Source organism: Pseudoalteromonas sp. 2CM39R (assembly GCF_023161845.1).
This window is the reverse complement of record NZ_JALNTM010000019.1, coordinates 54,815-80,237: the sequence shown is the minus strand read 5'-3', so window position 1 is coordinate 80,237 and position 25,423 is coordinate 54,815. Positions and strand designations below refer to the sequence as shown.

23 protein-coding genes are annotated in these 25,423 nt (G+C 41.2%); 10 read left to right on the top strand and 13 right to left on the bottom strand.

All coding sequences use genetic code 11. The features are described from left to right. Positions 1–62 precede the first annotated feature (62 nt). From MTF66_RS30085 to MTF66_RS30070, 4 genes are read left to right on the top strand one after another with little or no spacing between them, the layout of a single operon-like run. Positions 63–1,427: an adenine DNA methylase gene (locus MTF66_RS30085; RefSeq protein WP_248529458.1), complete on the top strand. Its 1,365-nt coding sequence runs from the start codon at positions 63–65 to the stop codon at positions 1,425–1,427. 8 nt (positions 1,428–1,435) lie between these two features. Next, complete coding sequence (locus tag MTF66_RS30080; protein WP_248529457.1) at positions 1,436–1,861, top strand: YcfL family protein; 426 nt, start codon at positions 1,436–1,438, stop codon at positions 1,859–1,861. Positions 1,862–1,871: 10 nt separating this feature from the next. Then, positions 1,872–2,483: a penicillin-binding protein activator LpoB gene (gene lpoB / locus MTF66_RS30075; protein WP_054561262.1), complete on the top strand. Its 612-nt coding sequence runs from the start codon at positions 1,872–1,874 to the stop codon at positions 2,481–2,483. 12 nt (positions 2,484–2,495) lie between these two features. Continuing rightward, the gene (locus MTF66_RS30070) at positions 2,496–2,963 is read left to right on the top strand and encodes a glycine zipper 2TM domain-containing protein (RefSeq protein WP_055021127.1); all 468 of its coding nucleotides are present in this window, start codon (positions 2,496–2,498) and stop codon (positions 2,961–2,963) included. Between the two features lie 26 nt (positions 2,964–2,989). Here MTF66_RS30070 and MTF66_RS30065 read toward each other — a convergent pair whose 3' ends face one another. Both MTF66_RS30065 and MTF66_RS30060 read right to left on the bottom strand, forming a co-directional pair. Further along, on the bottom strand, positions 2,990–4,207 hold the full coding sequence (locus MTF66_RS30065) for a pyridoxal phosphate-dependent aminotransferase (RefSeq protein WP_054552951.1): 1,218 nt from the start codon (positions 4,205–4,207) through the stop codon (positions 2,990–2,992). Positions 4,208–4,300: 93 nt separating this feature from the next. Beyond that, positions 4,301–4,645, bottom strand: a complete 345-nt coding sequence (locus MTF66_RS30060) for an Hpt domain-containing protein (RefSeq protein WP_058584795.1) — start codon at positions 4,643–4,645, stop codon at positions 4,301–4,303. A gap of 129 nt (positions 4,646–4,774) precedes the next feature. Between MTF66_RS30060 and MTF66_RS30055 the strand changes: the two genes are divergently transcribed. Beyond that, entirely contained in the window at positions 4,775–5,374 is a 600-nt protein-coding gene (locus MTF66_RS30055; RefSeq protein WP_248529456.1) for a tRNA-uridine aminocarboxypropyltransferase, read from the top strand. Then, on the top strand, positions 5,374–6,150 hold the full coding sequence (locus MTF66_RS30050) for a CLCA_X family protein (protein WP_248529455.1): 777 nt from the start codon (positions 5,374–5,376) through the stop codon (positions 6,148–6,150). The genes MTF66_RS30055 and MTF66_RS30050 overlap by 1 nt, the downstream gene beginning before the upstream one ends. Here the strand turns inward: MTF66_RS30050 and MTF66_RS30045 are convergent. Together MTF66_RS30045 and dcd are read right to left on the bottom strand one after the other, a co-directional pair. Continuing rightward, positions 6,116–8,611 carry an EAL domain-containing protein gene (locus MTF66_RS30045; protein WP_248529454.1) on the bottom strand — a complete coding sequence of 832 codons (2,496 nt, stop codon included), beginning with the start codon at positions 8,609–8,611 and terminating at the stop codon, positions 6,116–6,118. The two genes, MTF66_RS30050 and MTF66_RS30045, sit on opposite strands and share 35 nt — an antisense overlap. Before the next feature lie 130 nt (positions 8,612–8,741). Next, a complete protein-coding gene (gene dcd, locus MTF66_RS30040; RefSeq protein WP_055021131.1) occupies positions 8,742–9,329 on the bottom strand; it encodes a dCTP deaminase in 588 nt (195 codons plus the stop codon). A gap of 281 nt (positions 9,330–9,610) precedes the next feature. Between dcd and MTF66_RS30035 the strand changes: the two genes are divergently transcribed. Beyond that, a complete protein-coding gene (locus tag MTF66_RS30035) occupies positions 9,611–9,937 on the top strand; it encodes a hypothetical protein (RefSeq protein WP_175081763.1) in 327 nt (108 codons plus the stop codon). A 74-nt stretch (positions 9,938–10,011) separates the two neighbouring features. Here MTF66_RS30035 and MTF66_RS30030 read toward each other — a convergent pair whose 3' ends face one another. From MTF66_RS30030 to apbC, 3 genes are all read right to left on the bottom strand, one after another. Next, a complete protein-coding gene (locus MTF66_RS30030) occupies positions 10,012–12,963 on the bottom strand; it encodes a TonB-dependent receptor (protein ID WP_248529453.1) in 2,952 nt (983 codons plus the stop codon). Between the two features lie 78 nt (positions 12,964–13,041). After that, positions 13,042–15,693 carry a glycoside hydrolase family 16 protein gene (locus MTF66_RS30025; protein ID WP_248529452.1) on the bottom strand — a complete coding sequence of 884 codons (2,652 nt, stop codon included), beginning with the start codon at positions 15,691–15,693 and terminating at the stop codon, positions 13,042–13,044. A 316-nt stretch (positions 15,694–16,009) separates the two neighbouring features. Beyond that, a complete protein-coding gene (gene apbC, locus MTF66_RS30020; protein ID WP_248529451.1) occupies positions 16,010–17,089 on the bottom strand; it encodes an iron-sulfur cluster carrier protein ApbC in 1,080 nt (359 codons plus the stop codon). Positions 17,090–17,267: 178 nt separating this feature from the next. Here apbC and metG point away from each other — a divergent pair, with 178 nt between their 5' ends. Then, positions 17,268–19,292, top strand: a complete 2,025-nt coding sequence (metG, locus tag MTF66_RS30015; RefSeq protein ID WP_055021133.1) for a methionine--tRNA ligase — start codon at positions 17,268–17,270, stop codon at positions 19,290–19,292. Positions 19,293–19,385: 93 nt separating this feature from the next. On the opposite strand, the gene MTF66_RS30010 is transcribed toward metG, so the two are convergent. Both MTF66_RS30010 and lepB read right to left on the bottom strand, forming a co-directional pair. Further along, complete coding sequence (locus MTF66_RS30010) at positions 19,386–20,201, bottom strand: hypothetical protein (protein ID WP_248529450.1); 816 nt, start codon at positions 20,199–20,201, stop codon at positions 19,386–19,388. A gap of 83 nt (positions 20,202–20,284) precedes the next feature. Then, complete coding sequence (gene lepB, locus MTF66_RS30005; RefSeq protein WP_058584787.1) at positions 20,285–20,944, bottom strand: signal peptidase I; 660 nt, start codon at positions 20,942–20,944, stop codon at positions 20,285–20,287. Between the two features lie 186 nt (positions 20,945–21,130). Here lepB and MTF66_RS30000 point away from each other — a divergent pair, with 186 nt between their 5' ends. Both MTF66_RS30000 and MTF66_RS29995 read left to right on the top strand, forming a co-directional pair. Then, entirely contained in the window at positions 21,131–21,589 is a 459-nt protein-coding gene (locus MTF66_RS30000; protein WP_248529449.1) for a hypothetical protein, read from the top strand. Beyond that, positions 21,590–21,796, top strand: a complete 207-nt coding sequence (locus MTF66_RS29995) for a helix-turn-helix transcriptional regulator (protein ID WP_054552938.1) — start codon at positions 21,590–21,592, stop codon at positions 21,794–21,796. A gap of 56 nt (positions 21,797–21,852) precedes the next feature. Here MTF66_RS29995 and MTF66_RS29990 read toward each other — a convergent pair whose 3' ends face one another. Genes MTF66_RS29990 through aceK form a run of 4 tightly spaced genes read right to left on the bottom strand, consistent with a single transcriptional unit; the run spans position 21,853 to position 25,412 of the window. Further along, on the bottom strand, positions 21,853–22,113 hold the full coding sequence (locus tag MTF66_RS29990) for a DUF2999 family protein (RefSeq protein ID WP_054561248.1): 261 nt from the start codon (positions 22,111–22,113) through the stop codon (positions 21,853–21,855). Between the two features lie 53 nt (positions 22,114–22,166). Beyond that, positions 22,167–23,129: a zinc-binding dehydrogenase gene (locus MTF66_RS29985; RefSeq protein WP_248529448.1), complete on the bottom strand. Its 963-nt coding sequence runs from the start codon at positions 23,127–23,129 to the stop codon at positions 22,167–22,169. A gap of 8 nt (positions 23,130–23,137) precedes the next feature. Next, positions 23,138–23,530, bottom strand: coding sequence for a hypothetical protein (locus MTF66_RS29980; RefSeq protein WP_058584827.1), 393 nt, complete (start codon positions 23,528–23,530; stop codon positions 23,138–23,140). Between the two features lie 52 nt (positions 23,531–23,582). Continuing rightward, entirely contained in the window at positions 23,583–25,412 is a 1,830-nt protein-coding gene (gene aceK, locus MTF66_RS29975) for a bifunctional isocitrate dehydrogenase kinase/phosphatase (protein WP_248529447.1), read from the bottom strand. Positions 25,413–25,423: the final 11 nt, after the last annotated feature.

The following is a 25,423-nucleotide window of genomic DNA, read 5'->3' as shown; positions in this document are numbered from 1 at the left end:
TTTATCATAGAAGGTTAAGCCGCGTATGCTAATCTCATTACATTGTTTAAAAGGAGTGTTCAGTGCATCGACGTTTATTTATTGGAGCTGCTTTACTGTTATCTGGTTGCAGTACCATAGGTATTACTGATCTATTCCAAGATTATGCGACGCAGCTAAGACCTGTGCGCCAAGCTGTTTCTCAAAATAACATAGCAAGTGCACAGCAGCTTTTGCCAAGTAACAGCCGAGGCCATAGTAACTATTTATTAAATCAGCTTGAAACGGCCCGTCTTGAGTTTTTAGCTAAACAAAATTCTCAGGCCAATGAGACCTTTGAAGCTGTTTATCAAAATATGGAAAAAAAACGTCAAGCAGCCAAAGTACAGCTGAGCGCAGGCCTTGAGCAAACAAATTCATTATTAACCAATGACTCAGTGATTGGTTATGAGCCAGCAGCCTATGAAATGACGATGCTGCATAGCTACAAAGCACTGAGTTATGTATTTGATAAACAACTTGAATCTGCATTAGTTGAAGTTAGGCGTGCTAATAAAGTGCAAGAAGATGCACTAAAAGACAACCAAGCTGTACTTGATGAACAAGCAGAAAAGGCCGCTGAAGGTTACCCTGATATGGCTGAGCTAATTGGTAATGTCAAAAATGGCTTTCAAAATGCCTTTACGTTTTATTTGTCTGGCCTACTTTATGAAGCGGATAAACAGTTTGATGATGCCTATATCGATTATAAAAAAGCACTCGAAATAAATAGCGAAAATAGCTACTTACAGCAAACAGTGTTACGCCTTGCCAAAAAACAAGGGTTTGATCAGGACTTTGAAGAATTTAGCAAACGCTTTGGCAAGCTAAAGCAGACTCAAGTAAACAAGGGCCAAGTAATTGTAATTGCAGAGCAAGGTTTGATACCAGCAAGGCAAGAGTTTCATTTACGATTACCCATTTATACCTCCCGGGGTGATGCACGCTTTTACAGTATTGCCATGCCAGTTTATCGCGATGCGCCTTATGCGGGCAGTGATAAAACAGTGACATTCGATGGCGAAAATTTACCACTGACGCCCATTGTTAGGCTTGAAGCGTTGGCAGCAAAAACTTTGAAAGATCAAAGTGCTGGCAGAATAACCCGCCAAGTTATGCGTTTGGTTGCGAAAGAAAAGATGCGCGCAGAATTGGCAAGAAGCGGAGGCGATGTCGGTAATATTTTAGCGAATATTTATAACATTGCATCAGAGCAGGCTGATACGCGTAGCTGGTCGACTTTACCTAGTCAACTGAGTATTGCGCAGCACGCGATGCCAGCAGGTCAGCACGCTTTAACCGTGCCAGGGCACGGCGAAATAGACTTTACGGTTAGTAAGCAAGGGTTAACCTTGATTTTTCTAACCTCTATAAATAACTACTACGACACACATGTCGTACAACTCTAGGAGCAATGATGAAATACTTAGTGCCACTATTAACCATTTTACTTGTTGCGGCTTGCTCCTCACGCCCTACCACTTCTGGCATTGGTGTTGAGCAGGCATCACAACAGTATAACCAACAACTGATTGTTAATAACCCTGAACTTGGCAAGAAATTAGCCATTACAGATGTAAAAACACGCCAAACAAATGGCTTAACAGATGTTGTTGTGACACTGGCAAGCCAGTATAAAAAGTCTCAATACTTACAGTATCAATTTACTTGGTATGACGCTGATGGCTTTGTTATTCGCGGCAACCACTCACCTTGGCAAGCTATTACATTATTTGGATTTGCTAAGACCCAATTACCGGGCCTAGCCCCGACAGCAAATGCTGTCACCTTCTCGCTTGCAGTTCGTGAAGTGTCAACAGAAGCACAAGAATTTGAAGATTAAGGATACTACAATGAAATTACTTTCTGTTAAGTCGGCTGCGGCCGTTGCGATGACAAGCGCTTTGTTGCTGTCTGGTTGTGCTAACAAAGCCGTTGTTAGCTATGGTGATGCGCAAGCCGTAGAAACCACAGATATCAACTTTGGTTCAACGGATCTACAAAAAGTAGCAAGCCAAATGACAGACTCGTTACTTGCTTCACCTGTGGTTGGTACCATGACAGCAAATACCCGCCCTATCGTGTTTGTTGAGCGTATTAAAAACAAAACGAGCGAGCATATTGATACTGAATCAATTACTGATTCAATCTCAACACAGTTATTACGCAGTGGTAAGTTCCGCTTTGTTGATATGACCCGCGTTGAAGCTGTGCGCGAGCAACTTAATTTCCAAAACGTTGACCCACTTGTAAACCCAAATACCGCTATTGCCTTTGGCCAGCAAGTTGGTGCGCAATACATGTTATACGGTAACTTATCGAGCATTGTTAAATCGAATGCTGACAAGGCTGATGTGTATTATAAATTCACTATGCGTTTAATGGATTTAAAAAGCGGCCTAGTTGAATGGGCTGATGAAACTGAAATCCGTAAAACACGTGAGAAATCAACTTTTGGCTGGTAGTCAGGAGGGTTTATGAAATACCTAGTAGCAATCCTAGCAAGCTGTTTATTACTGAGCTCGCCAAGTTATGCTGATTATCAGCGTAACAAAGCAGTACCAGTACAGCAGGTGTTGTTCGGCTCAGTACAATCAGTGCGAACCATTACCGAACAAGAGCTGGTCAGAGATAAAACCAACGGCTGGGAAACGTTTGGTGGTGCGCTAATTGGCGGTGTTATTGGTAATCAGTTTGGTGGCGGCAGTGGCCGCACTGTAGCAACCATTTTAGGCTCAATGATTGGTGGCTCTGTTGCTCACAACCGTCAACAAAACAGTCGCGTTATACAATATCAGCTCGTTGAATTGATGATCAAAGTAGAAAGCGGCGAACAGTTTATGGTTGTACAAGATAAAGACAACCAAATGCTGTTTAACCAAGGTGATAAAGTACGTTTGGTCTACCTCACCGATAACACGGTGCGTGTTGATAAAGCTTATTAAAAAAGCGAGCCTCGGCTCGCTTTTTTTTAGCTTTGTCGATAATCAGCGAAGAATCGCTGCATCTTGCTCATGGCTTCTGTTAAATCATCTTTGTTTGGTAAAAACACCAATCTGAAATGATCAGGATCAGGCCAGTTAAATGCGCGACCATGCACTAATAAGATTTTCTCAGCTTTGAGTAAATCTAAAATCATGCGCTCATCATCTTTAATGTTAAAGTGCGCCGTATCCACTTTCGCAAAAGCGTAAAGTGCCCCTTTAGGCTTTTTACAGCTAATACCATCAATGGCATTTAAACCACGCCATGCAATATCACGCTGAACGTACAGCCGGCCACCTGGGTTTATCAAGTTATCGATTGACTGCACACCGCCTAAAGCTTGTTGAATAGCATATTGTGCAGGTACATTGGCACATAAACGCATTGATGCCAGCATATCAAGGCCACGGCTTAAGTCGTCCATCATGCTAGTACGGCCGCTTAACACCATCCAGCCCATTCGCAAACCTGCAGCGCGGTACGTTTTGGCTAAGCCATTAAAGGTGATAATTGGCACATCATCACACAGTGCACCAATAGAGCTGTGGCTGACACCGTCATACAAGATTTTCTCGTAAATTTCATCGCTCAATAACAAAAGTTTGTGTTCACGAGCAATATTGATAAGCTCCATCAACAGATCATCGCTATACACCGCACCGGTTGGGTTATTTGGGTTAATAAGCACCAATGCTTTGGTCTTTGAGGTGATCTTCGATTTAATATCAGCAATATCAGGAAACCAATCTTGTTCTTCATCACAAAGATAATGCACAGGGTTACCCCCTGCTAATTTAACTGATGCTGTCCATAGCGGATAATCCGGTGCAGGAATAAGCACTTCATCGTCATTATCAAGTAATGCTTGTGTGGTCATTTGAATTAATTCGCTGACCCCATTGCCGATGTAGATATTATCGACATCAAGATTAAATAAACCGCGTTGCTGATAGTGTTGATAGACAGCCACACGGGCTGAGTAGAGGCCTTTAGAGTCACAGTAGCCTTGGGCTGAATATAAGTTACGAATGATATCTTTGTGCATATCTTCAGGCATATCAAAGCCAAAGGCAGCTGGGTTGCCAATGTTTAGCTTTAATACTTTTTGCCCTTCGTCTTCCATTTTTCGAGCTTGTGCAAGCACAGGCCCACGTATGTCATAACAGACACCGTCTAGTTTGTGACTCTTTTTGATTTGTGACATGGTTACCTCTACTAATTAGCCTTAAGACTAACCCAGTAAGGGGCCACCACGCCAGAGGATTATTGCGGTTATAACTGAAATAAATTCAAGTTTTTAGCGAGTAGCGAACCAAGCTTGTAATTTTTCTACAGAACCTGAAACTTGTTCATCAAGGGTTTGTGATTTCTCTTGTGCAGTGGCTACATCACCTTGGTTCAAGGTCAGTTCAATTTCTTGCGCAAGCGATGATAAACTTGCAGCACCAAATTGAGCTGCATTTGATTTTAAACTGTGTGCATGCCTTGCAGCTGCTTCGTTATCTGAACCAAGATTTGCAAGTACTTCAGAACCTAAACGCTGAAATTCACTACAACAAAAGGTCAAGGTGTCGGCAAATTGGTCACCTAAAAGTGATTCCATCCCTTCAAGTGCACTCTCATCAATTGTGATTGTCGTCATCTTTATCCCTTAATCAAAAACGTAATTATATAAATCGCAACTTTAGCCGTTCATAGCTAAAAAGCAAACCTGCTTTGCGAGTTAAGCTCATGTATACTAGGCATAGTTTTGATTTACACCTGAGTTCGTATGGCTAGAGAATTGTGCTCACATTGTGGCTTTTCAGTTAAAACCTGTTTATGTGATTCAATAAGCATAATCAATAATAAACTAAAAATCATTATATTACGCCATCCTAGTGAGGAAAAAGTTACTAAGAACACCGCTAATTTACTGAATTTAGGCTTAGATAACTGCCAAATCATTGCGGGTGAGTCAGAACAAGACTTTTTACAGCTCGCAACATTGCCAAAAGCAACAACTGCGGTACTCTATCCTGCTGATAATGCATTACGTTTAGATGAACACACTGCCACTTCAGATGCTTTCAAACAGTCTTTAACTCATTTAATTGTGATTGATGGTACGTGGAAAAAAGCCTACAAAATGCTGCAATTAACTCCAAGCCTTCAGGGGTTTCAGGCTGTGAGTTTTAAGCAAATACCACAAAACAAATACGTCATTCGTAAAGCACCACGCGCAGATAGTTTATCAACCTTAGAAGCAGTGGCTCATAGCCTTAAACTGATTGAAGGCCTTGATGTAACACCGCTATACAGATTATTAGCAGCACTGGTCGATAAGCAAACCCAACATATGCCAGATGATGTTAAGGCACGCTATTTATAATGCGTGTATCAAAACGGCTTAGTGCCGGTTTTCACCGTCAGGGACCAGATTATCGCTTTGATGATCAGGTCGATTTTGACGATATTCGCGATACCTTTGGTTTTCGTACCATGGTGGTTGGCAATTGGGTTAATAAGCAAGAGCGGCTATTAGCGGCGAATTTAATTTACGATGCCTTAGCTGATCTAGCGCAAATACTGGCTTTACCCCCAACAGCAATTGGCCTTAGGGGTAAGCTTAATTTTGCCTTTGGTCATGGTGGGCAAAAAGGTGTGCAGGCTCATTACAATGCCCACAGCCAAACCCTTGCGCTTGCAAAAAATGCCGGCGGAGGCGCTCTCGCCCATGAATGGTTTCATGCGTTTGATCATCATATTTGTCAGCATTTATTCAAAGGCAGAAAGAGCATGCAATTTTGCTCGGCACTGTGGCTCGAACAATCACCGGATTTAAGCCACCCACTTAATCAACGCTTAAATGAGTTTTATCATCAGGTATTTTTAGACTCCTCAGGTGAAAACCCAAATGCGTTCGTGAAGCAATCTATCGCTTTTGATCAGCAGGTAAAGCAACTTTATATGAGTATGCCTGAAGAACTAGCAGCTCGCTGTTTTGAAAAATGTATTGCCATGCACCCTGATATAAAAAATAGCTTTTTAGTGAGTGGGTTATCGACAAGTGGCTTAATCTACCCAGATGAGCAGCATACAATGCGCTGCTTTTCAGCACTGCTGAATTACTTTAATCAGTTAGGTTCGCTGTTGCATCAAGACTAATCTCAACTTTCTGAACCTCGCTTATCCAAGCTAAGTAATCATCTGCACAAAGTGGTTTAGAAAAATAATACCCTTGCCCAAACTGGCAACCATAACTTTGCAGCATTGCTAGGCTTTGCTCATCTTCAATCCCCTCAGCAACAACATGTGCACCCAAAGTAGTTGCAATATCACAGGTAGCCCGACAAATACTCTGATCGTTCACTGAAAACGGTAGATTTAACACAAATTGTTTATCTATTTTAACTTCATCAAAACCTAGCTGGCTCAGATAAGCAAGCGATGAGTAGCCGGTACCAAAATCATCAATCGCAAGCTTTAAGCCGATTAAGCGGTAGTCATCAAGTGTTGCTTTAATCTTTTTACTTTCTTCCAAAGTCGCTGATTCTGTAAGCTCCAACATCACAGATTCAGCCGCTACTTTTTGCTCATTTAAAATAGTAATTAACAGCACGGGTAAGTCTTTATTTAATAAATCTTTTGCTGAAATATTTATAGAAATAACGTGATCGGGTATCAGTTTGCAAAACTTCGCTTGCCACTCAATGCCTCTTTCAACAACCCATTCAGTTAGCTGATTGATCACCCCGGCTGACTCTGCAATTGGGATAAACACATCAGGGCTTACTGCACCAAATACGGGATGCTGCCAACGCAGCAATGCTTCACAGCCAACAACTTTGCCTGTTTTTAAGCAAATCTGTGGCTGAAAATGCAAGCTGAGTTGGTCTTCATCAATCGCTATTTTAAGCGCTGCAGCAATCGATAACCTTTGCTCAGACAGGCGTGCAGTTTCTGAATCAAACATGCGCCAACGCTCACCTTGTAAACGCTTTTCAGACATTGCTTGTATCGCACATTGAAAAATTTGTTTTGCGGTATTACCGTGCATTGGGTAATAAGCAACGCCGATATCAACACTGTCGACTAAATTAATTTCTTCATGGGTGAGCCCTTCTTCAAACACACCATGGATCAAACATGCAAACTGCTCAATGTGACTTAGTTCAAGCTCTCCCATAATTAAACAGCCAAATGTGCTGTCATCAACATGTGCAAGCCAAGCACTTCTGCTCGATTGGATTTCAAGCTTTAGTGCATTCATACTCTGCAACTGAGTATTTAAGATACTTAATCTTTCATTGATACAAATATTAGCCTGTTCAAAGCCAAAGGTAGAACGGGCATTTGAAAGTACATGAGCCTTAAATAATAAAACTGAGAAGTGTTGTTTTTTCGAAACTTTTTTCACTATCTGCGCGAGCAAAAATTGCTTATTTGGCAGTTTAGTATCTGCATCATGCAGCATCGAATAATTAAATGCTGATATTTGCTGGCGATCTTTTAACAATAGAACGGAACATATCGCCAATGATGTGATAAGTAAGATGGTGTTATGGACACCATGGTAACCAATGCCAAAGCCATTCCAAATAAATAGACTAAGCACTTGAATAACAATAGTTAAAAGCATAAAAACACGCAGGTGAGTACGGTTGTTTTTACGCTCCATTAAACTAAAAAATAGAGCGCCAGCAAAACTCAAAAATCCAACGCAAGAAATGATAAATAACCACTGGCGATTGAACTGTGGTTGAATTGATGACAGTAAAGCTGCAATTAACAAACACGCAATCATTGCTTGCCATGCTTTTTTAAAAATAGGTTTGTATGTATGAATGGCTAAAAAATGATATAAAAAGTAGCTAACAAAACACAGTGCAAATTCATTAACCGGCCATTTTGCTTCCCAATCTAAGCCATCAACTAGATAGTTGATTAAACCGTTATCTATGAGAAATCCAACCGTAACAAGCAAAAAGTAGGCACTTAACACCATATACTTTGGTTGCTGCGAGACAAAGAAATATACTGCGCACACGAACATACATAAAATTAGCACACCCAAAATAGCACCATAACCTAAAATAGTTTGGTGTAAATTGGCTTCAAATATTTTCGCAGCCACCACCCCAACTTCTATCGTCAGCGCCCTATCATGCACAAAGTTAACTAAAGCCCAGCGATGTCCTTGGCTATGCTCAATCAACCAATGAGGACGAACGTTCGATAAACTTTCTAGTGAAGCGATTCGTTGATTATTAGTAGCCTGAAAGTTTTCATCTAAAAGATAAAACTTAGCCCAGCTTAAATTGGGTTCGCCAAGAAAAACAACATAGTTTTTATTGTCAGGTAGTTGGTATAAATCAATGACTAACCAGTGGGACGTTTTAGCTGTAAGACGGACTGAGCTTGTTTCAAGCGCATTTAGTTTTTCTGCGTTTTGTAACGATTCTTCAAGAGATTGGCTAAGTTTGGCAAGTGGTTGTTCTGAATCAAGCAACCAAACAGATAAGTCATCATCAGCAGCAAAAACACTGGTGCAGTGTATCAATACACAACACAATATTATGAGCAGCTTTGTGATAATCCAATTAACTTGCTTGCCAACAATGTGCATTTTAGCTCCGTGCTTTTAACACCAGCTAAAAGTATGGGGCCGATAAGCTTAAATTGCCAATTATAGTGAGCTAAATTAAGTAAAAAGTTCGGAAATATATTATGTGGCGCTTAGGCCACATAAACTGGAGTTATTTATTGTCATCACTAATACGGCTCGCTACTGCCGAATTTTGATCTTTATATTTTGCGTCTTTACGAACGTTGTATGGGTTTTCAGCAGGACTTGTCATGGTTTCAAAACTCATAGCACCAATTTTCATCATTGGGCGTAGCGCTAATGGCAATTTACCTGAATTGTAAAACTCTAACACGATATTACCCGACCAGCCTGGATCAATACGATGTGCTGTTACATGAACCATCAAACCAAGACGTGCTAACGATGAACGACCATCTAACCAACCAACAATATCTGCTGGTAATGTGACTTTTTCATGGGTGATAGCCAGTGCCAATTCACCTGGGTGAAGGAAAAATGCTTCTTCTTCAGCAAGCACAATTTCATCACTCATAATTGATTCCATCGCCTTGTTAAGCTGATCTTTTGGACCACTTAAGTCAACATAGGCTGCGGTATGATCTTGGAAAACTCGAAACTTGTTGCCCAAACGCAAGTCTACCGTCACACCTGAAATCATCTCTTTACTCGGTGTTGGCTCAATAACAATGCGGCCTTCGTCAATATACTGCTGAATATGGGTATCTGATAATCTCATTTATTATTCTACCTAATACAACTTAAACAATTGATTTTAAGTTGAAAAAACACGCTAAGCTCTAGTTGAAACACAATAAAAGTCGAGTGTGTATCAGTAAAGCCAAATGGGGTGGATATAGTGTGGCATATATTACACAAATCATCAGCGTGTTGCGCGAATTATTCTCAACAAAATAAGATAAGCCATCTCAGGTAATAAGATCAGTGTTTTCTGATATATCAAAAGTACTGGGTTTTGTTTTAATTACGCGATTACAAGGAGAATGAGGATAAGTTGTTATGGATTACGTTATTTTATCCGTAATAACATTGCCAGCATGCGTTGTAGCAATTTTAATAGCCAAACACTATGCTAAAAAGCACGATTTATGGCATGGCTTTCTCGTTTTTGTAGGTTCACTACTATTAACTAGCTGGTCGGTAGTGGGCTTAGTTGCTAACGAAACTTTCTTTTTCCCGCTACCTTCATTACTCACTATTGCCTTTTACTTCTACTGTTTTGGTGAAACCGATATTGTGTTCATGCCTAATTTATTAATTAATCCTGGTATTGCTATTTTTTGCTATTTTTTTGGCTACTTACTTTATCGCAAGAAGCCTCTTTAAAAACGTCTTAATTATCAGATTTAAAATAAAAAAAGCCGCTCATTGAGCGGCTTTTGTTCCATCGGGATCACATATTAAAAGCTATAACGGGCACCAATTGTGTAACGAGGTCCGTATTGACGAGCAAATAAGAACTGCTCTTCGTAACGACCGTAGCCACGCTCAGTTTCGTTATTAAGGTTTATACCTTCAAAGAAAACAGTCATGTTTTCGTTGATGTCGTAGTTAACACTTAAGTCCCATTGACCGTAAGTATCGCCAAACTGTGGCGGAGCATCAGACGAGCCTTGCGCTTGACCAACACCAATTAAGTAAGAGTCACGCCATGCGTAAGTCACTTTCACAGATAAACCATCTTTATCGTAAAAAGCTTGGAAGTTAGCTGAGTCACTTAAGCCTGATAAAGGAGCTTGTTGAGTCAAACTTGCTACATCAAATTCAACATCACCATCAACAAACGTAGCATTAACCCCTAAACCAAAGCCGCTTTCACCAAATAAGTGTTGAACAGCAAGTTCAAAGCCATCAACTGATTTACTATCAGTATTTTGTGGCTGAGAAATATTCCATACCATCAGTGGATCTGAACTCGTTGGCTCAATGGCACCATCTGCATTACCATAACCTAATGCCAGCATTTCATTGAATACTGCGTCACTCGTAGCCTGCTCGCCACGTGCTTCTACAGATGCAACAGCTTCAAGGTAACGAGGACCATTTAAGATATCGTATAAACCATCAATCGTTGTTTCAGTGATTTGCGTTTGAATAAAGTTATCTACGTCTTTTTTGAAGTAACCAACCGACGCGTAGCTACCTTCACCGTAGTAATACTCAAGCGATAAATCGAGGTTAGTTGATTCAAATGGCAGCAAGTTAGTATTACCTTGGCCACCAGTACGTGAACCTGGTTTAGGGCTACCCGTTAAGCTTCGGCCACCAGCCAAATTACCAAGCGGTGCGCGAGCCATGGTTTTACCCCAAGAAACACGACCTACAAGCTCGTCTGTAATTTCAACTTTTACGTCGATATTTGGTAACCAGATATCATAATTACCTTCTTCTTGATAAAAGTTATCTGTACCGCCAGTTTCGTACTGCATGATCCACTCAGATGCACTCACCCAGTTAACTTGACTTTCAACACGTTGACGAACCGTACTGGTCACATCCGTTTCTTCATAACGAAGACCTGCGTTGATTTGAACAAAGTAATCAGATAATTCAAATTCCCATAAGCTATTCACGTAGAAGCTTTGTGTCTTCTCTTCTACGTAGCTTTCACTGTCGATACCATCAAAGAATGGGTCAATTGAATATTGATTATCGCCTAATAAATCTTCGTTTAAATAAGCAAGCTGACGAGCTAACGCTTCTTCAAAGCTATAGGTGTAGTAATAATTTGGCTCAAGGGCACTACCACCACCGGCAAACTGATCTAGCATATCGCCAGTATCATTATAAGTGAACATGCCATCAGGGAAGATTTCGGTGAATGATGGATTAAAACCAGGGCCGCCACGTAAGCCACTCCATGCAGTAAAACCACCCATGGTTTGCTTAGTATTGGCAGCACCGAATTTCACTTTAACAAGTGGAATTTCAAAGCTTTCATTGAACCAAGTTGCATGAAGCTGAGCTTGCTCAACATTAGACTCACCTGGAGAGTAAATAAACTGACTGAAGTTCGAATCTATTTCACTTGGATCTAGCACTGTTGAGCCATTGTTCCAATTAACATAGGCATGCGGAACTTCACCAGTGCGATAATCATATACTTTGCTCTGTAACTGGTCAGAGCCAAGAATGATTTGGCCATCAGAACCTAAGCCATCATCTGCGCCGTTATCTGTTTCGTTTTTCGAATCATGATAATCGAACTCAACTTCCCACTGGTCATTGATTTGCCATTCTAGGTTTAAACCAATTGAACGTGCTTTAACTTCTGTAGTGGCACGGCTTGCCGTGAATGAACCATCATTACCACTGATATCGGCATAAAGCGCTGTACCATTTTCATCAAGCTCATAACTATTAATGTTACTGCCAAACTCATTCCAAATACCCCAACCGGCAGTTTCAACACCGGTGATTGCACGACTTGCGGTGTAATCAACCGTTGCAGTAAAGCTTTCAATTGGCGAGTACTGTAACGTCACTTGGCCATTAGTACGCTCACGTTCAACATCAGCAATACTGTAGTTCATGTCTTTCGGAAAGAAATGATTACCGACACGGTTGCCTTCGCTATCTACTGCACGTGGGTCAATGTAGTCACCTTCATCAAGGGTTGGTAAGTCAACATTGGCCTGCCAACCTTGAATATTGGCACTTTGCTGTTGAAAATCACGTTCTTGATGAGAGAATGATGCCGCAAAACCAAATGTATCATCAGCATAGGTATTGCTGTACATCGCTGAAAACTCTGGCGTTACATCATCACCTTTTTCATTTGACGAGTCATGAATAGCTTTAATAGACGAGCTAAACTTTTCGCCTGGGCTATTTAATGGGCGAGTTGTAATAATATTTACGGTAGCACCTAGACCACCACTTGGTACATCAGCTTGACCTGATTTTGCAACTTCAAGTGCACTTACACCGTCAGCGGCAATATTCTCAAGGGCGTATGAACGTGTATAACCCGTGCCAGGCATTTGACGGCCATTCAGCATTACTAGGTTAAACTCAGGGCCAAAACCACGTACCGTAATTTCGCTACCTTCGCCGTTTGAACGGCTCACTGATACACCGGTAATACGCTGTAATGATTCAGCTAAGTTAGTATCTGGGAATTTACCCATCTCTTCTGCTGAAATCGCATCTACAACACCTGTTGCATCACGTTTCATATCCATGGCGCGGATCATACTGCCACGAATACCTTTAATTTCGATAACTTCAATATCGTTATCAGCTTTCTCTTGCTCATCCTGTGCATAAGCAGACATAGTGCCTAGCCCTGCGGTTAAAATCATCGCAACTGACGCTGCAAGAGGTGTTTTAATAAATTTTGTGCTTTTCATGATATACCTGCTTTTGCAATATGTTGTCATGGATACTGGGTGCTGTAATCAGCACCCATCACTTGTTGCCAATGTTAATTACGGGTTTGCAATAACTGCATTATCAATACGGTAAACCGCACCTTCACCCATCCCCCATGACGGGAACACCATAACAACGTCGATTGCACTAATATCAAGACCTGCACTTAGTAAATCGGCAAGTGTATAAGTATAGGTTTGCCACTCACCAACCACAGGCTCGACACCTTCTTGGCTTGCACTTAACGCAAGCTCCACAGCTTGACCTGCATCGTTTGATTCAATTTTGAATAACCACTGAGCATCTTGGTTGCTGGCGTTTGAAACAATCTTCATTTCAAAACGAACCACACCTTCAGATAATAAGTGCGATGCATCAAAGCTCACGCCATCATCAGCTAAAAAGCCCATTACCGTAGCGGTAGAACCAATTTGAAATTCTGCCACAGAGCCATGAGTTTCATCGTCAGTTTCGACTGTTGGCGTGCTGCCAGCACAACAATCCCAAATGCTCCACTGATCAGCCACGTTTTCGGCAAACAGCGTCAGCTCTGATGCTGCCGATTCTTGCTCTGGTGCATAAATGCGAGCATTGTCGACACGGTAAACTGCGCCTTCACCTTGACCCCATGCAGGGAAAATCATGATTACATCAATAGCACTTACATCTAAACCTGCGTTTAATAAAGTACTGATTGGGAACGTGTATGTTTGCCATTCACCAGCAACAGGGTCAACACCTTCTGAGCTTGTGTTAAGGTTAACTTCTACTGCTGTTGCACCTTCATTAGACTCAACTTTTAATAGCCAAGGCGCATCTGGTGTTGATGGTAAAGAAGTAATCTTCATCTCAAACTGCAGCATGCCATCATCAACCAGTGCTGATGCATCAAATTGAGAACCACTACCACCAGATGAAGTACGGTTAATAAAGCCCATTACCGTAGGAGTTGCACCAATAGAGAACTCAGCAGTAACACCATGTTCTTCGTCGTCGACTACTTCAACAGGTGTTGAACCACCACAACAATCCCATAGCGGCCAATCAAGATTAGTTTCATCAGTGAATAAAGTTAATGAAGGTAATGTTGTTGTGCCGCCATTGGTAATTTCAACATTATCAACACGGTAAACAGCACCCTCACCTTGACCCCATGCAGGGAAAATCATGATTACATCAATTAGCGATACATTTAAACCTGCGTCAGCTAATGTTTGCAGTGGGAAGGTATATGTTTGCCATTCACCAGCAACTGGGCTAACACCTTCAGTGCTATCACTTAGGTTAAGCTCAACGGCTGTCGCGCCTTCATCACTTTCGATTTTAAATAACCAAGGTGCATCTGGTGTGGCAGGCAGCGAAGTCACTTGCATATCAAACGTTACATAGCCGTCTTCTAGCATTGCACTAGCATCATAAGGAGAGGCTTCACCATTTTCATCGGTAATAAAGGCATCACGGCTAATAAAGCCATTTACTGTAGGCTCTGCACCCACACTAAATTCAACTACATTACCACGGTCTGCATCTTCAACTAACCCTGGCGTTGTGCCACCACAACAGTCCCATGCAGGCCAGTTAGGGTTAAAGCTGCTATCAAAGATAGTAAGTGGTGTGACTGTGCCATCACTTGGTGGTGTTGGAGCTGGTGCTGCACCTTGCACAAGTGCATCTTCTAAATTGTCGTAACCAGGGCGAACTGTTTCACAACCTTTGCCTGTGTCAGGGTCTTGTGCACATTCATAAACACGAACATAGTCAACTTCAAATGCCTGACCATTTTCGAATGCACTAGCATCAATACCGGTTGCATTAACGTTTTCAGGCCAATCACCGCCAACTGCGAAGTTAAGAATTAAATAAAACTCTTGGTCATAAGGAGATTCATCCCAAAACGTTTTTAACTCACCAGTTGTTTGGTCAAAGTACTCTGTATACCAACCTTTATGTTTTAGAGCCAGCGCTTCACCATTTGCATTGTAAAGTAGCTCTGATTTACGCTGTGTCGCGTATAGGTAGTCATCAACGTACCAGCGAATTTCACCTTCTTGCCACTCAATAGCATAAGTATGAAAGTCATCAGCAGGGTTTGACTCTTGGTCAAATGCATAAGCCTTACCACTGCTATCATTATTTGGCCACTCTTTACCATAGTGAAGCGTGCCGTAAATATTTGACTCGACACCATCTTCGGTTGGAACTTTCAAGTTAACCGACTCAACAATGTCAATTTCACCAGAACGAGGCCAGCCACCGTAAACTTCATCGGTTGGCATCATCCAGAACGCAGGCCAAGATCCTTGCCCACTAGGTAGCTTTGCACGTACTTCAAAGCGACCATATTTAAAATCAGCTTTATAGCGAGTATTGATACGTGCAGACGTATAAGGTTTTGCTGCACCCTCTTCTGCAGGTAATGCAACAATATTAAGAATACCGTCTGCAACGAAAGCGTTTTCTTCACTGTCGGTATAACATTGTTTTTCGTTATTACCGCCACCCGCACAGTCTATTTCGAAATTCCATTTGTTGTCATCAATGGCATCGCCGTCAAAGTTATCTTCCCAAACCATCACCCAATCTGAAACTGGTTCAGTTGGATCAACAGTATCTATTTTTGTATCTGTGGCAGAGCCACCGCAGCCAGCTAAAGTCGCTACAGAAAGCGCCATTGCTAGTTGTGTTAAGTGTGTTTTGAATTTGTTCATTGCATTGAACCCTAACATTATGTGTTTGTTAGTACTCAACTGATATATATAGAGTATAGTTTTAATCAGTCAATTGTAAGCGCTTACATTGAAGGTCAAATAAAAAGCCCTTTCAATGTAAGCGCTTTCATTAGAGTATGACACGGTTACTAAAACGTCAATAAAATATTAACATTTACTGCGAAATTGTTTTTAGTCTAGGTGGTTAACAAGACAAGACGTGAACAAAAAATGAGGAAGTACCCTCACAGCAAGACAAATCACTAATAACAACTTTATTAATTAAAAAGTCTCGCTGTAAAAATATTTGCTGCGATCAGTCTTCGGTAATGATGATTTCAACTGAACTTGACTGCGATTGCTGATAATACAAGCTACTAGCAAGCACACGTGCCGCAGTTTTGTATGTTTCGCTTATTTGAGCCGCGTTGTCTTTGGCTATTAAATTGCCCTGCTCTGAGCTTTCGCGAATTTCAATAGCCAGCGGAATATTAGCAAGCACCGGTACACCATGACGATGAGCTAACGTCACAGCGCCATCTTTACCAAATACATGATTGGGCTCACCACAATGTCCACACAAGAAATAACTCATGTTTTCAATTAAACCAAGCACAGGCACGTTCACTTTATTGAACATAGCAATGCCCTTTTGTGCATCAGCTAAGGCCAAATCTTGAGGCGTGGTAACGATCACTGCACCACTGGCTGGCACTTTTTGGCTCATGGTTAATTGAATGTCACCGGTGCCTGGAGGCATATCTACGATAAGATAATCAAGCTCTCCCCAGGCGGTTTCGTTCATTAATTGATTAAGTGCACCTGATGCCATTGGCCCGCGCCAAACGGTTGCATCATCGCTAGGTACTAAAAAGCCGATCGATTGCGCTTTGAGGTTATGCGCTTCAAAAGGAAGTAAGTTTTTATTATCGGCTGTTTTCGGCTCTGCCCCTTGCAAACCTAAAAGCAATGGAATAGACGGACCATAAATATCGGCATCAAGAATACCCACTTTGGTACCCTCTTGCTCTAAAGCTGAGGCAAGGTTCACCGCGGTGGTTGATTTTCCGACGCCGCCCTTACCTGACGCAACGAGCACAATATGTTTAATTTGCTTAAAACTATATGTACTAGGTAATTTAACTTTAGCGCTAATTGACACAGGCACTGATAGTTTATCAGCGACAAATTTTTCAATCTCGTTGATTTCGCCACAGCCAGCGAAAGGTAGGCTAAGTTTTACCTGCCAGCTTTTATCGCTGTTTTGATTAAGCTCTTCGAGCCAGTCTTGCTCAATGCCAATGGCAAATGCGCTACTACGGTAGGCGGCTAAGGCAGCAATGATAGGTGCTTTTTCAGCCGATTTACTTGAGAATAGTTTTGACAGTCCAAACATAGCAATAAATTAGCGTTTCTTTGATGAAAAGTGCTGCGGAATTATGTAACATTCATGGCATTAAAACCAGACAATTAGATAATATCATTGCTTTAGGTTGTATATAAGCAACTCACAATGAATTAAATAATGATATTCGAGCATATTTGCATCGAACTAATCTCAATTCGGAATGATTATGGCACAGCGAAAGATCCTGATTACTAGCGCATTACCTTATGCCAATGGCCCGACTCACTTAGGTCATTTACTAGAATATATCCAAACTGATATTTGGGCGCGTTTCCAAAAACAACAAGGTCATGAAACCTACTACGTTTGCGCGGATGATGCTCACGGCACACCAATTATGCTTAATGCGCAAAAGCAAGGGATCACGCCAGAAGAGATGGTTAAAAACGTCAGTGTTGAACGTCAACGTGACTTTGCTGATTTCAATATTGAGTTTGATAACTATCACAGCACGCACAGTGAAGAAAACCGCCATTTCAGCGAGCTAATCTACAATCGTTTAAATGAAGCGGGTCACATTAAAAAGCACACTATTTCTCAACTTTTCGACCCAGAGAAAGGTATCTTCTTACCAGATCGCTTTGTAACAGGTACTTGCCCAACGTGTAAGTCTGAAGATCAAAACGGTGACAGCTGTGATTCTTGTGGTGCAACTTACAGCCCAACTGAGCTTATCAACCCACGCTCTGTAATGTCGGGTGCTGAGCCAATCTTAAAAGATTCTGAGCATTACTTCTTCGATCTACCTGCTTTTGAAGACATGCTTAAAGAGTGGTTACACTCAGGTACGATTCAACAAGAAATGGCGAACAAGCTAGATGAATGGTTTGCAGATGGCCTACAGCAGTGGGATATCAGCCGTGACGCACCTTACTTTGGTTTTGAAATCCCAGGTGCACCGGGTAAATACTTCTACGTTTGGTTAGACGCACCTATTGGCTACATGGCGAGCTTTAAAAACCTGTGTGATAAAAAAGGGATTGATTTTGATGCATTCTGGAGCGAAGACTCAGATGCAGAGCTTTACCACTTCATTGGTAAAGACATCATCTATTTCCACAGCTTATTCTGGCCGGCAATGTTAGATGGTGCAAAATTCAGAAAGCCAACAAACGTATTTGCCCATGGTTTTGTGACTGTGAATGGCGCTAAGATGTCTAAATCAAAAGGCACCTTTGTTAAGGCGCGTACTTACCTTGATAACCTAGATCCTGAATATCTTCGTTATTACTACGCAGCAAAATTAAACAACGGTATTACTGACCTTGATTTAAACCTTGAAGACTTTGCACTACGTGTTAACTCTGACTTAGTAGGTAAAGTAGTTAATATCGCAAGCCGTTGTGCAAGTTTCATCACCAAGAAGTTTGACGGTAAGCTTAGCGACACCGTAATGGACGAAGCACTATTAGGTGAGTTCCAAGCAGCTTCTGCAAGCATCGCAAATCACTATGAAAACCGTGATTACAGCCGTGCAATTCGTGAAATCATGGCACTTGCTGATAAAGCAAACCAATTTATCGACGCTAAAGCGCCTTGGGTATTGATTAAAGACGAAACAAAACAACAAGAAACACACGATGTTTGTTCACTTGGCTTAAATATGTTCCGTGTACTTATCACTTACTTAAAACCTGTTCTTCCAGGTATGGCTGCAAACGTTGAAGCTTTCTTAAACGACGATTTAACATGGCAAGGCGCGCAAACTGCGCTTGTTGGTCACGCAATTAATAAGTTCAAACCGCTAATGCAGCGTGTTGAAATGGATAAAGTAAATAAAATGATTGAAGAATCTAAAGAAAGCCTAGTTGCTGAAAAAGACAAGATTGATCCAAACAGCCCACTAGCAAAAGAGCCAATCAGCCCAGAAATCGAATTTGATGATTTTGCGAAAGTTGATTTACGCGTAGCAAAAATTGCTAAAGCAGAACACGTTGAAGGCGCAGATAAGTTATTAAAACTAACTTTAGATTTAGGTGGCGAAACGCGACAAGTATTCGCAGGCATTAAATCTGCGTATGCACCAGAAGATATCGAAGGCAAGCTAACGGTAATGGTAGCGAACCTTAAGCCTCGTAAGATGCGTTTCGGTATGTCTGAAGGCATGGTATTAGCGGCAGGTCCTGGCGGTAAAGAAATTTATATTCTTAACCCAGATGAAGGCTCAGAGCCTGGCATGCGTGTAATGTAATTACACAATTGCAAGTTAATATAAAAAACCGTTGTGTTTCAGACACAACGGTTTTTTTGTATTTAATGAATACTTTAGATTAATGTTGTTAGCTTAAGAGCTGGGGCATGCAGGATATTCAGTCAGTACTTGAGTAATTATTTGCCCAAACTGCTGGTGCTGTTGTTCGGTAATCGCAAAAGCAGCATTGTAAGCTAGGGTATCTGCAAGCTCACCTGTTATAACTTCATAAAAAGTCATCGCGGTCAGTAAGTGCCCTGCATCTGAAGCATGATTTCCATCTGCACTGTAAAAATTAAGCTCCGGTAATGCGGCGATTGCTTTGTCCCAAACTAAGCCGATTGGTGCAACACAGCTTGCCTCTTTTTCGCTAATCGACAAATGTAATTGATAGACAAGCTCCCCTTCTTTGCTATCACCCCTTTGCGGATGCTCAGGAAACAAAATAGGTGTAATTTCCAGCTCTTTTGCACTGGCAATTAATCGCTCAGCCTCACTTGTAGAATAATTAACAGAGCCAGACTGAGAATACTTTTGACCTTGAAAAATAGCATGGCTCCAATTGTCTTGCTGTAGCTTTTCAACATTGCCTGATGCGTTAACGATCTCATCTAAAAAGCGACCACTGACGGTAAGAGTTGAAACTTGAGCGTTGGTTAACTCACTGGAAATAAGCTGTTCAAGCAAATCCCCTAATCTAGCGCTATGGCTATTGCCATAAATAATAATATGATAGTCAGCACTGCCACTGTTATCGACAAGCTCAACACCTGTATCCGGTGTTGAGCTGTTAGTGTCATCAACTTTTGTAGATTCGTTTTTTGAGCTCGAACCACATGCAACCAGACTGATCGAAAAGACGAGTAAAAAATAACATCGAATTAATCTCGCAAACTTATCATTTATCATACTTTACCTTTTGGCTTATTATTTTTATGTCGTTAATATTGAAACATAAAACTCTAAATTGCCAATTTTTGTACGATTTTTATCTAGGGTGCTAAGTACAAATCATGTAAAACTCGCTCTTTTCGAGGTAAGTAATAATCATCATAATCAAGTGACACTATGACTCTTTTAGCTTTGCCTAATAACTCACTGCGAGGCACTAAACCAATCACTCGTGAGTCTGCACTATTATCACGGTTATCGCCCATCGCTAGATACATATCTTTGGGAATAACGACAGGGGCAAAATGCTGCATCACCGAGGGCGTTTTTGATACCTGAATAGCGTGCTGAACACCGGCAAGATTTTCAATGAGTGTTTGCTGCTCTTGCTCATCATCAGTTAATGCGTAATCAAGCGCTTTACCGTTAACGATCAATTTATTATCGACTAAAGTCACTGTATCGCCCGGCACGCCAATAACACGCTTTATTAAGCGATTATTTGCAGCCTTAGAGTCAAATACAATGATATCACCGGCTTTTGGCTCATCAGTACGCATTAGCGAAATATGACTAAATGGCACACGCAGATCATAAGCCATTTTATCCGTTAAAATACGGTCCCCTTCCACAATAGTCGGGTTCATTGAACCTGTTGGCACTTCATACCAATCAGCCACCGCACTTCTAAAAACACTCATCAAACAGATGAATAAAATCAATGAGCGATTATTTTTCCATACCTTCAAAAGCCAGTTCATATTCGTTCCTTATTTGTTGTTTGTTTTAATAGGAGTCTGTGCAGTAGGAATTAGTTCTTAACTAAATGTAACGAAATACGTCAATGATAAAAATACCATACATGATGTTAAAAATATTTGACACAACAACCAATGAGTAGTTTACTTAACACCAAGTCAAATATTTTTTACATAGAGTGATATAAAATGAGCTACAAAGAAATGACAATTTGGGGCACTTTGGTGGTAACCATAGGCCTTTTAAGCTATTACCTGTTAGGCATTAGTTCGCTACAAGCTGCGGGTGATCTTAGCCAAGATACTATGGTGTCTTATTTGTATAAGGTTGTCGTGGTTGCGGTGATCTTAGAGATCATTATGCAATCTGTGCTTGCTGGTATTAAACATAAAGAAGCAGACTTAGGGGATGATGAGCGTGATAAGCTCATTGAGCTAAAAAGCACCAAACTTGGTCACTGGTTCTGCTCTGCAACTATCTTAATGTGTGTATTTTTAGCGACGCAAATTGAACGTGTATCAGGGCGCATGCTGTTACCTGAGGTCTCTGATCTATATAATATTATGCACTTTCTTATTATTGGTTTTTTAGTCAGTGAAATTATTACTATTGCCAGCAAAGCCTATTTATATCGAAGAGACAGCTAGATGACAAAACAGCTCAGTAATACTATTCGGGAACTTCGATTTCATCACAATGAAATGACTCAGCAAGCATTGGCAGAGGCTGTTGGGGTTTCAAGGCAAACCATAGTAGCGATTGAAAAAGGTAAGTATTCTCCGTCGCTCGAAGTGGCTTTTAAGATTGCTCAACTGTTTGATAAAAAACTAGACGACGTGTTTTCGTATCAGTAATAAACAAAAAAGGTTAGCCAAATAGCTAACCTTTTTTACATTCGTATCATTTAATTTTATGACTGCTGATTTTTGAACTGCGCTTTGGCTTGCTCAACTTCATCATCACTGATACCCACTGATTCAGCCGCTTCTTTAATAAGGTGTGGCTGCGTCATCACTAATGCCATCAATTGTTGAAGCTTTTCTGGTGGGATACCTAACTGTTGGACCAGACCCATTGCCATCATTGGGTTTTCCATAAACGCTTGAAACAGCTCACGCACTTTCTCGTCACTGACATTGTGCTCTTTGAGCATTGCAATAATAGGGTTCATATTAACCTTTACTTTTAACTACTAATAAAACCAATAATATGGGCAAATTGATGTTATTCAACTAACATCACCACTTTTCCCGAGTTTTCGTTGTTATCTAAAATACGGTGCGCCTCATTCGCTTCTTGCCAATTTAAGGTTTTATAGATATTGCAATCGAACAGCCCGTTGGCCAAGTCATTATAAAAGCGCGAAATAAACTGCTCTTTTAAATCACGTTTAAATTCAATTGAACGATTACGCAAAGTTGATGCGTGAAATGATATGCGCTTACTAAGCAGCCTTGCAAAGTCAACCTCAGCAAAGCGAGCATCTAAAAACGCTAACATCACAATTTGGCAATCCATTGCTGCAACGGCGGCATTTTTATTTAAATAGCTTCCTGAGACAGGATCAACAATGGTATTAGCCTGTAAATTATTGGCTTTGAAGTACTCTACAAAATCAGTGGTTTTATAATTAATGGTGTGGTCTGCACCAAGCTGTTTGGCATGCTCACACTTTTCATCACTACCTGCAGTGATCACCACTTGAGCGCCTGCGCGTTTTGCCATTTGAATTGCCGCCCCTCCGACACCACTAGCTCCCGCATGGATCAGTGCCGTTTGCCCCGCTTTGAGCTGACCAAATTGAAATAAGGCAGAAAAAGCCGTTAAATATACTTCACTGATAGCAGCGCCTTGGGCCATTGTCATTTCATCTGGTAACGGCATCACTTGCGCAGCATCAACGGCAACATACTCACTGTAAGCACCGCCCGCACACAAGGCAAAAACGCGTTTATTAAGCCAATCTCCCGATACTGCACTACCTTGCTCAACAATGGTACCGGCGCATTCTAACCCTAGAATTTCACTGTCACCTTTGGGCGCAGGGTATTTACCTTGTCGCTGTAAACAATCTGCCCGATTAACGCCGATTGCTGCAACAGCAATAAGAACTTCGTTATCTTTTAGGGCAGGTTTATCTGTTTGCGCAAAATGTAACTGTGAGTCTTCGTGCTTAATATAACGCATATCACCTTCTATTTAATTCGTTGCCAGATCTCAGCTTCAACTAATTTGCCATTTTCATACAAGGTGTGGTGCCACAAGTCACCTTCTATTTTGTAATCAAATGCCATGGTCTTACCAAGTAGTGAAGGTACATTACCATAGGAAAAAGTTTCGATAAATTGCTGGTCTTGCAAAACATATTTGCCGCCACCAGCATAATGAAAGTTGCCTTGCTTTTGGGTGATATAGCTAAAATGACTGGGTGTAATCAGTTTAACAGAGGTTATTTCTGGCGCTTTTGCCGTCACATAGCCGTCATTGGTTGCATATTTGCCTTCAACAAATTGCCAGCTACCTAATAACGGATTGGCGCTTACCATAGACGAAATAAATAAACTCGATAATAACAATGTGTTTTTCATAGTGCGTTCCTTAGCAATTTTTTCAATAGCATACGCTAACACTATGTTCCTATTAAACTGTTATAGGTTGAGATTTTTTCATTTGAGCTCTCATCGACGAAAAGCGCCAGGACTGCTTATAAGGATAAACATCAAGCAATTGCCCATCGTTTATCGCAGCTTGTAATTGCTGCCACATCGTGGCAGTAAAAATATCTTGATGTGCAGCATTGAAATGCTCAAACGCTCGCTTATTAGCGCTAAAAAATACTTTAAACTGGCTTGGAAATACGTCGTTTTCGGCGATATCAAAGTAGCTTTCGCTGCTTAGCTCATCTAATGAGTCATCGGTTTTTGGCAGCTCTCTAAATTGACACTCTGTCATCGGGCAAATTTCATCATAGTCGTAGAACACCACTCTTCCCCAACGGGTTACACCAAAGTTTTTCATCAGCATATCACCGGGGAAAATATTAGCCCCCGCAAGCTCTTTTATCGCTTTACCGTAATCAACCATTACTTGCTGCAGTTTTCGCTCATCACAGTCGTTGATATACAAATTAAGCGGCGTCATTTTGCGCTCTACATAAACATGGCGCAAAATAAGTGCATTACCCGAGATCACTAAGCTATCGCCAATTTGCTGCTGCATTATTTGTATAAGCTCATCACTAAATCGGCTTAAATCAAACGCTAAATAACGAAATTCGTGGGTATCAACTAGCCGGCCTACTCGGTCGGCTTGTTTAACAAAGTCGTACTTAGCCATTACTTGTTGTTTGGTGGCCGTTTTTGGCCCACTAAATTTATCCTTTATTACCTTATACACATAATCTGAGCCTGGGGTGGTAAATACCAGCATCACCATGCCCGGCGTACCCGGCGCAAGTGTGTATTTATCGTCAACAGGGCTATTACGGGTGGTATCAACTTTATAACGATAAAACTCGGTTTTCGCGTGTTTGATAAAGCCTATGGCATTAAACAGCTCAAAACGTTGCTTATGAGGCATTAAAACACTGAGGTAATCTACGTAACGGGCGGGTTGGTCAGTGTCGACCATAAAATAAGTACGCGCAAAGCCAAACAACAAGCTGAGTTGATCAGCTCCCATCATCACAGCATCAATGTGAAGACCTTTTTCACTGTTTAATAGCGCAATCGCAAATGGCATGTTATCACCATTTTTAGCAATACAGCGGCCTATGATGTAGCACGCTTTATTTCTGAAAAACAATGAATTAGCGTATTCAATATAACCGTCGTTGAGTGCAAGCAGCTCATAAACTTGTGGGCATTGTTGTTTCGCTCCAGCAATCAAAGTGCGCTGTAACATGGCCACATCATCAGCAAAGTTAGCATACTGCGAACGAAACACATGGCGCTTGATCAAGCTACTAATCGCACTTTCAAAGCCATTTTGCAGGGAAATGCGGCTTACCAGTGAATCAAAGGGTCTTGGCCCCAGTTGATAACGTGCTTTTAGTACAAACAAGTGCACATTGCGAATTTTTCGTGAGTCCCATATTGCACCGAAGGTTGAGTTAAAAAAGGTATGAGCAATGGGCTGGTTTTCATGGCTTTGCACCATTTCTGCGTATATTTGTTTGGCTAATAGCCAAAGCGCTGGGTCGTCTACTTCGCTATAAGCAATAATTTTTACTGCTTGGCATACTTTTTTTACTTGCCCTTCGTAAACTTGCAGTCGCGATTTCATAGCCCCTTGAACTTGATGCCACTGGCGCTGTTCAAAACGACTTTGTGCACCTAGGGTAATATTTAAAAACTCTGCAAACATAGCCTCAAAGCCAGCATACACCGCACGGGCAAGCTTAGTCGCTACGACCTGATTTAACTGTTCGCTGTGTGATTTAAAAGCCAAATGTGAACTTTGCTGTGGCATTATTTTTATCG

What these genes read in the sequence shown, in the direction of transcription:
- MTF66_RS30080 (WP_248529457.1), top strand. Translation starts at nt 1,436, where the DNA reads ATGAAATACTTAGTGCCACTATTAACCATTTTACTTGTTGCGGCTTGC.
- lpoB (WP_054561262.1), top strand. Translation starts at nt 1,872, where the DNA reads ATGAAATTACTTTCTGTTAAGTCGGCTGCGGCCGTTGCGATGACAAGC.
- MTF66_RS30070 (WP_055021127.1), top strand. Translation starts at nt 2,496, where the DNA reads ATGAAATACCTAGTAGCAATCCTAGCAAGCTGTTTATTACTGAGCTCG.
- MTF66_RS30065 (WP_054552951.1), bottom strand. Translation starts at nt 4,207, where the DNA reads ATGTCACAAATCAAAAAGAGTCACAAACTAGACGGTGTCTGTTATGAC.
- MTF66_RS30060 (WP_058584795.1), bottom strand. Translation starts at nt 4,645, where the DNA reads ATGACGACAATCACAATTGATGAGAGTGCACTTGAAGGGATGGAATCA.
- MTF66_RS30055 (WP_248529456.1), top strand. Translation starts at nt 4,775, where the DNA reads ATGGCTAGAGAATTGTGCTCACATTGTGGCTTTTCAGTTAAAACCTGT.
- MTF66_RS30050 (WP_248529455.1), top strand. Translation starts at nt 5,374, where the DNA reads ATGCGTGTATCAAAACGGCTTAGTGCCGGTTTTCACCGTCAGGGACCA.
- MTF66_RS30045 (WP_248529454.1), bottom strand. Translation starts at nt 8,611, where the DNA reads ATGCACATTGTTGGCAAGCAAGTTAATTGGATTATCACAAAGCTGCTC.
- dcd (WP_055021131.1), bottom strand. Translation starts at nt 9,329, where the DNA reads ATGAGATTATCAGATACCCATATTCAGCAGTATATTGACGAAGGCCGC.
- MTF66_RS30035 (WP_175081763.1), top strand. Translation starts at nt 9,611, where the DNA reads ATGGATTACGTTATTTTATCCGTAATAACATTGCCAGCATGCGTTGTA.
- MTF66_RS30030 (WP_248529453.1), bottom strand. Translation starts at nt 12,963, where the DNA reads ATGAAAAGCACAAAATTTATTAAAACACCTCTTGCAGCGTCAGTTGCG.
- MTF66_RS30025 (WP_248529452.1), bottom strand. Translation starts at nt 15,693, where the DNA reads ATGAACAAATTCAAAACACACTTAACACAACTAGCAATGGCGCTTTCT.
- apbC (WP_248529451.1), bottom strand. Translation starts at nt 17,089, where the DNA reads ATGTTTGGACTGTCAAAACTATTCTCAAGTAAATCGGCTGAAAAAGCA.
- metG (WP_055021133.1), top strand. Translation starts at nt 17,268, where the DNA reads ATGGCACAGCGAAAGATCCTGATTACTAGCGCATTACCTTATGCCAAT.
- MTF66_RS30010 (WP_248529450.1), bottom strand. Translation starts at nt 20,201, where the DNA reads ATGATAAATGATAAGTTTGCGAGATTAATTCGATGTTATTTTTTACTC.
- lepB (WP_058584787.1), bottom strand. Translation starts at nt 20,944, where the DNA reads ATGAACTGGCTTTTGAAGGTATGGAAAAATAATCGCTCATTGATTTTA.
- MTF66_RS30000 (WP_248529449.1), top strand. Translation starts at nt 21,131, where the DNA reads ATGAGCTACAAAGAAATGACAATTTGGGGCACTTTGGTGGTAACCATA.
- MTF66_RS29995 (WP_054552938.1), top strand. Translation starts at nt 21,590, where the DNA reads ATGACAAAACAGCTCAGTAATACTATTCGGGAACTTCGATTTCATCAC.
- MTF66_RS29990 (WP_054561248.1), bottom strand. Translation starts at nt 22,113, where the DNA reads ATGAACCCTATTATTGCAATGCTCAAAGAGCACAATGTCAGTGACGAG.
- MTF66_RS29985 (WP_248529448.1), bottom strand. Translation starts at nt 23,129, where the DNA reads ATGCGTTATATTAAGCACGAAGACTCACAGTTACATTTTGCGCAAACA.
- MTF66_RS29980 (WP_058584827.1), bottom strand. Translation starts at nt 23,530, where the DNA reads ATGAAAAACACATTGTTATTATCGAGTTTATTTATTTCGTCTATGGTA.
- aceK (WP_248529447.1), bottom strand. Translation starts at nt 25,412, where the DNA reads ATGCCACAGCAAAGTTCACATTTGGCTTTTAAATCACACAGCGAACAG.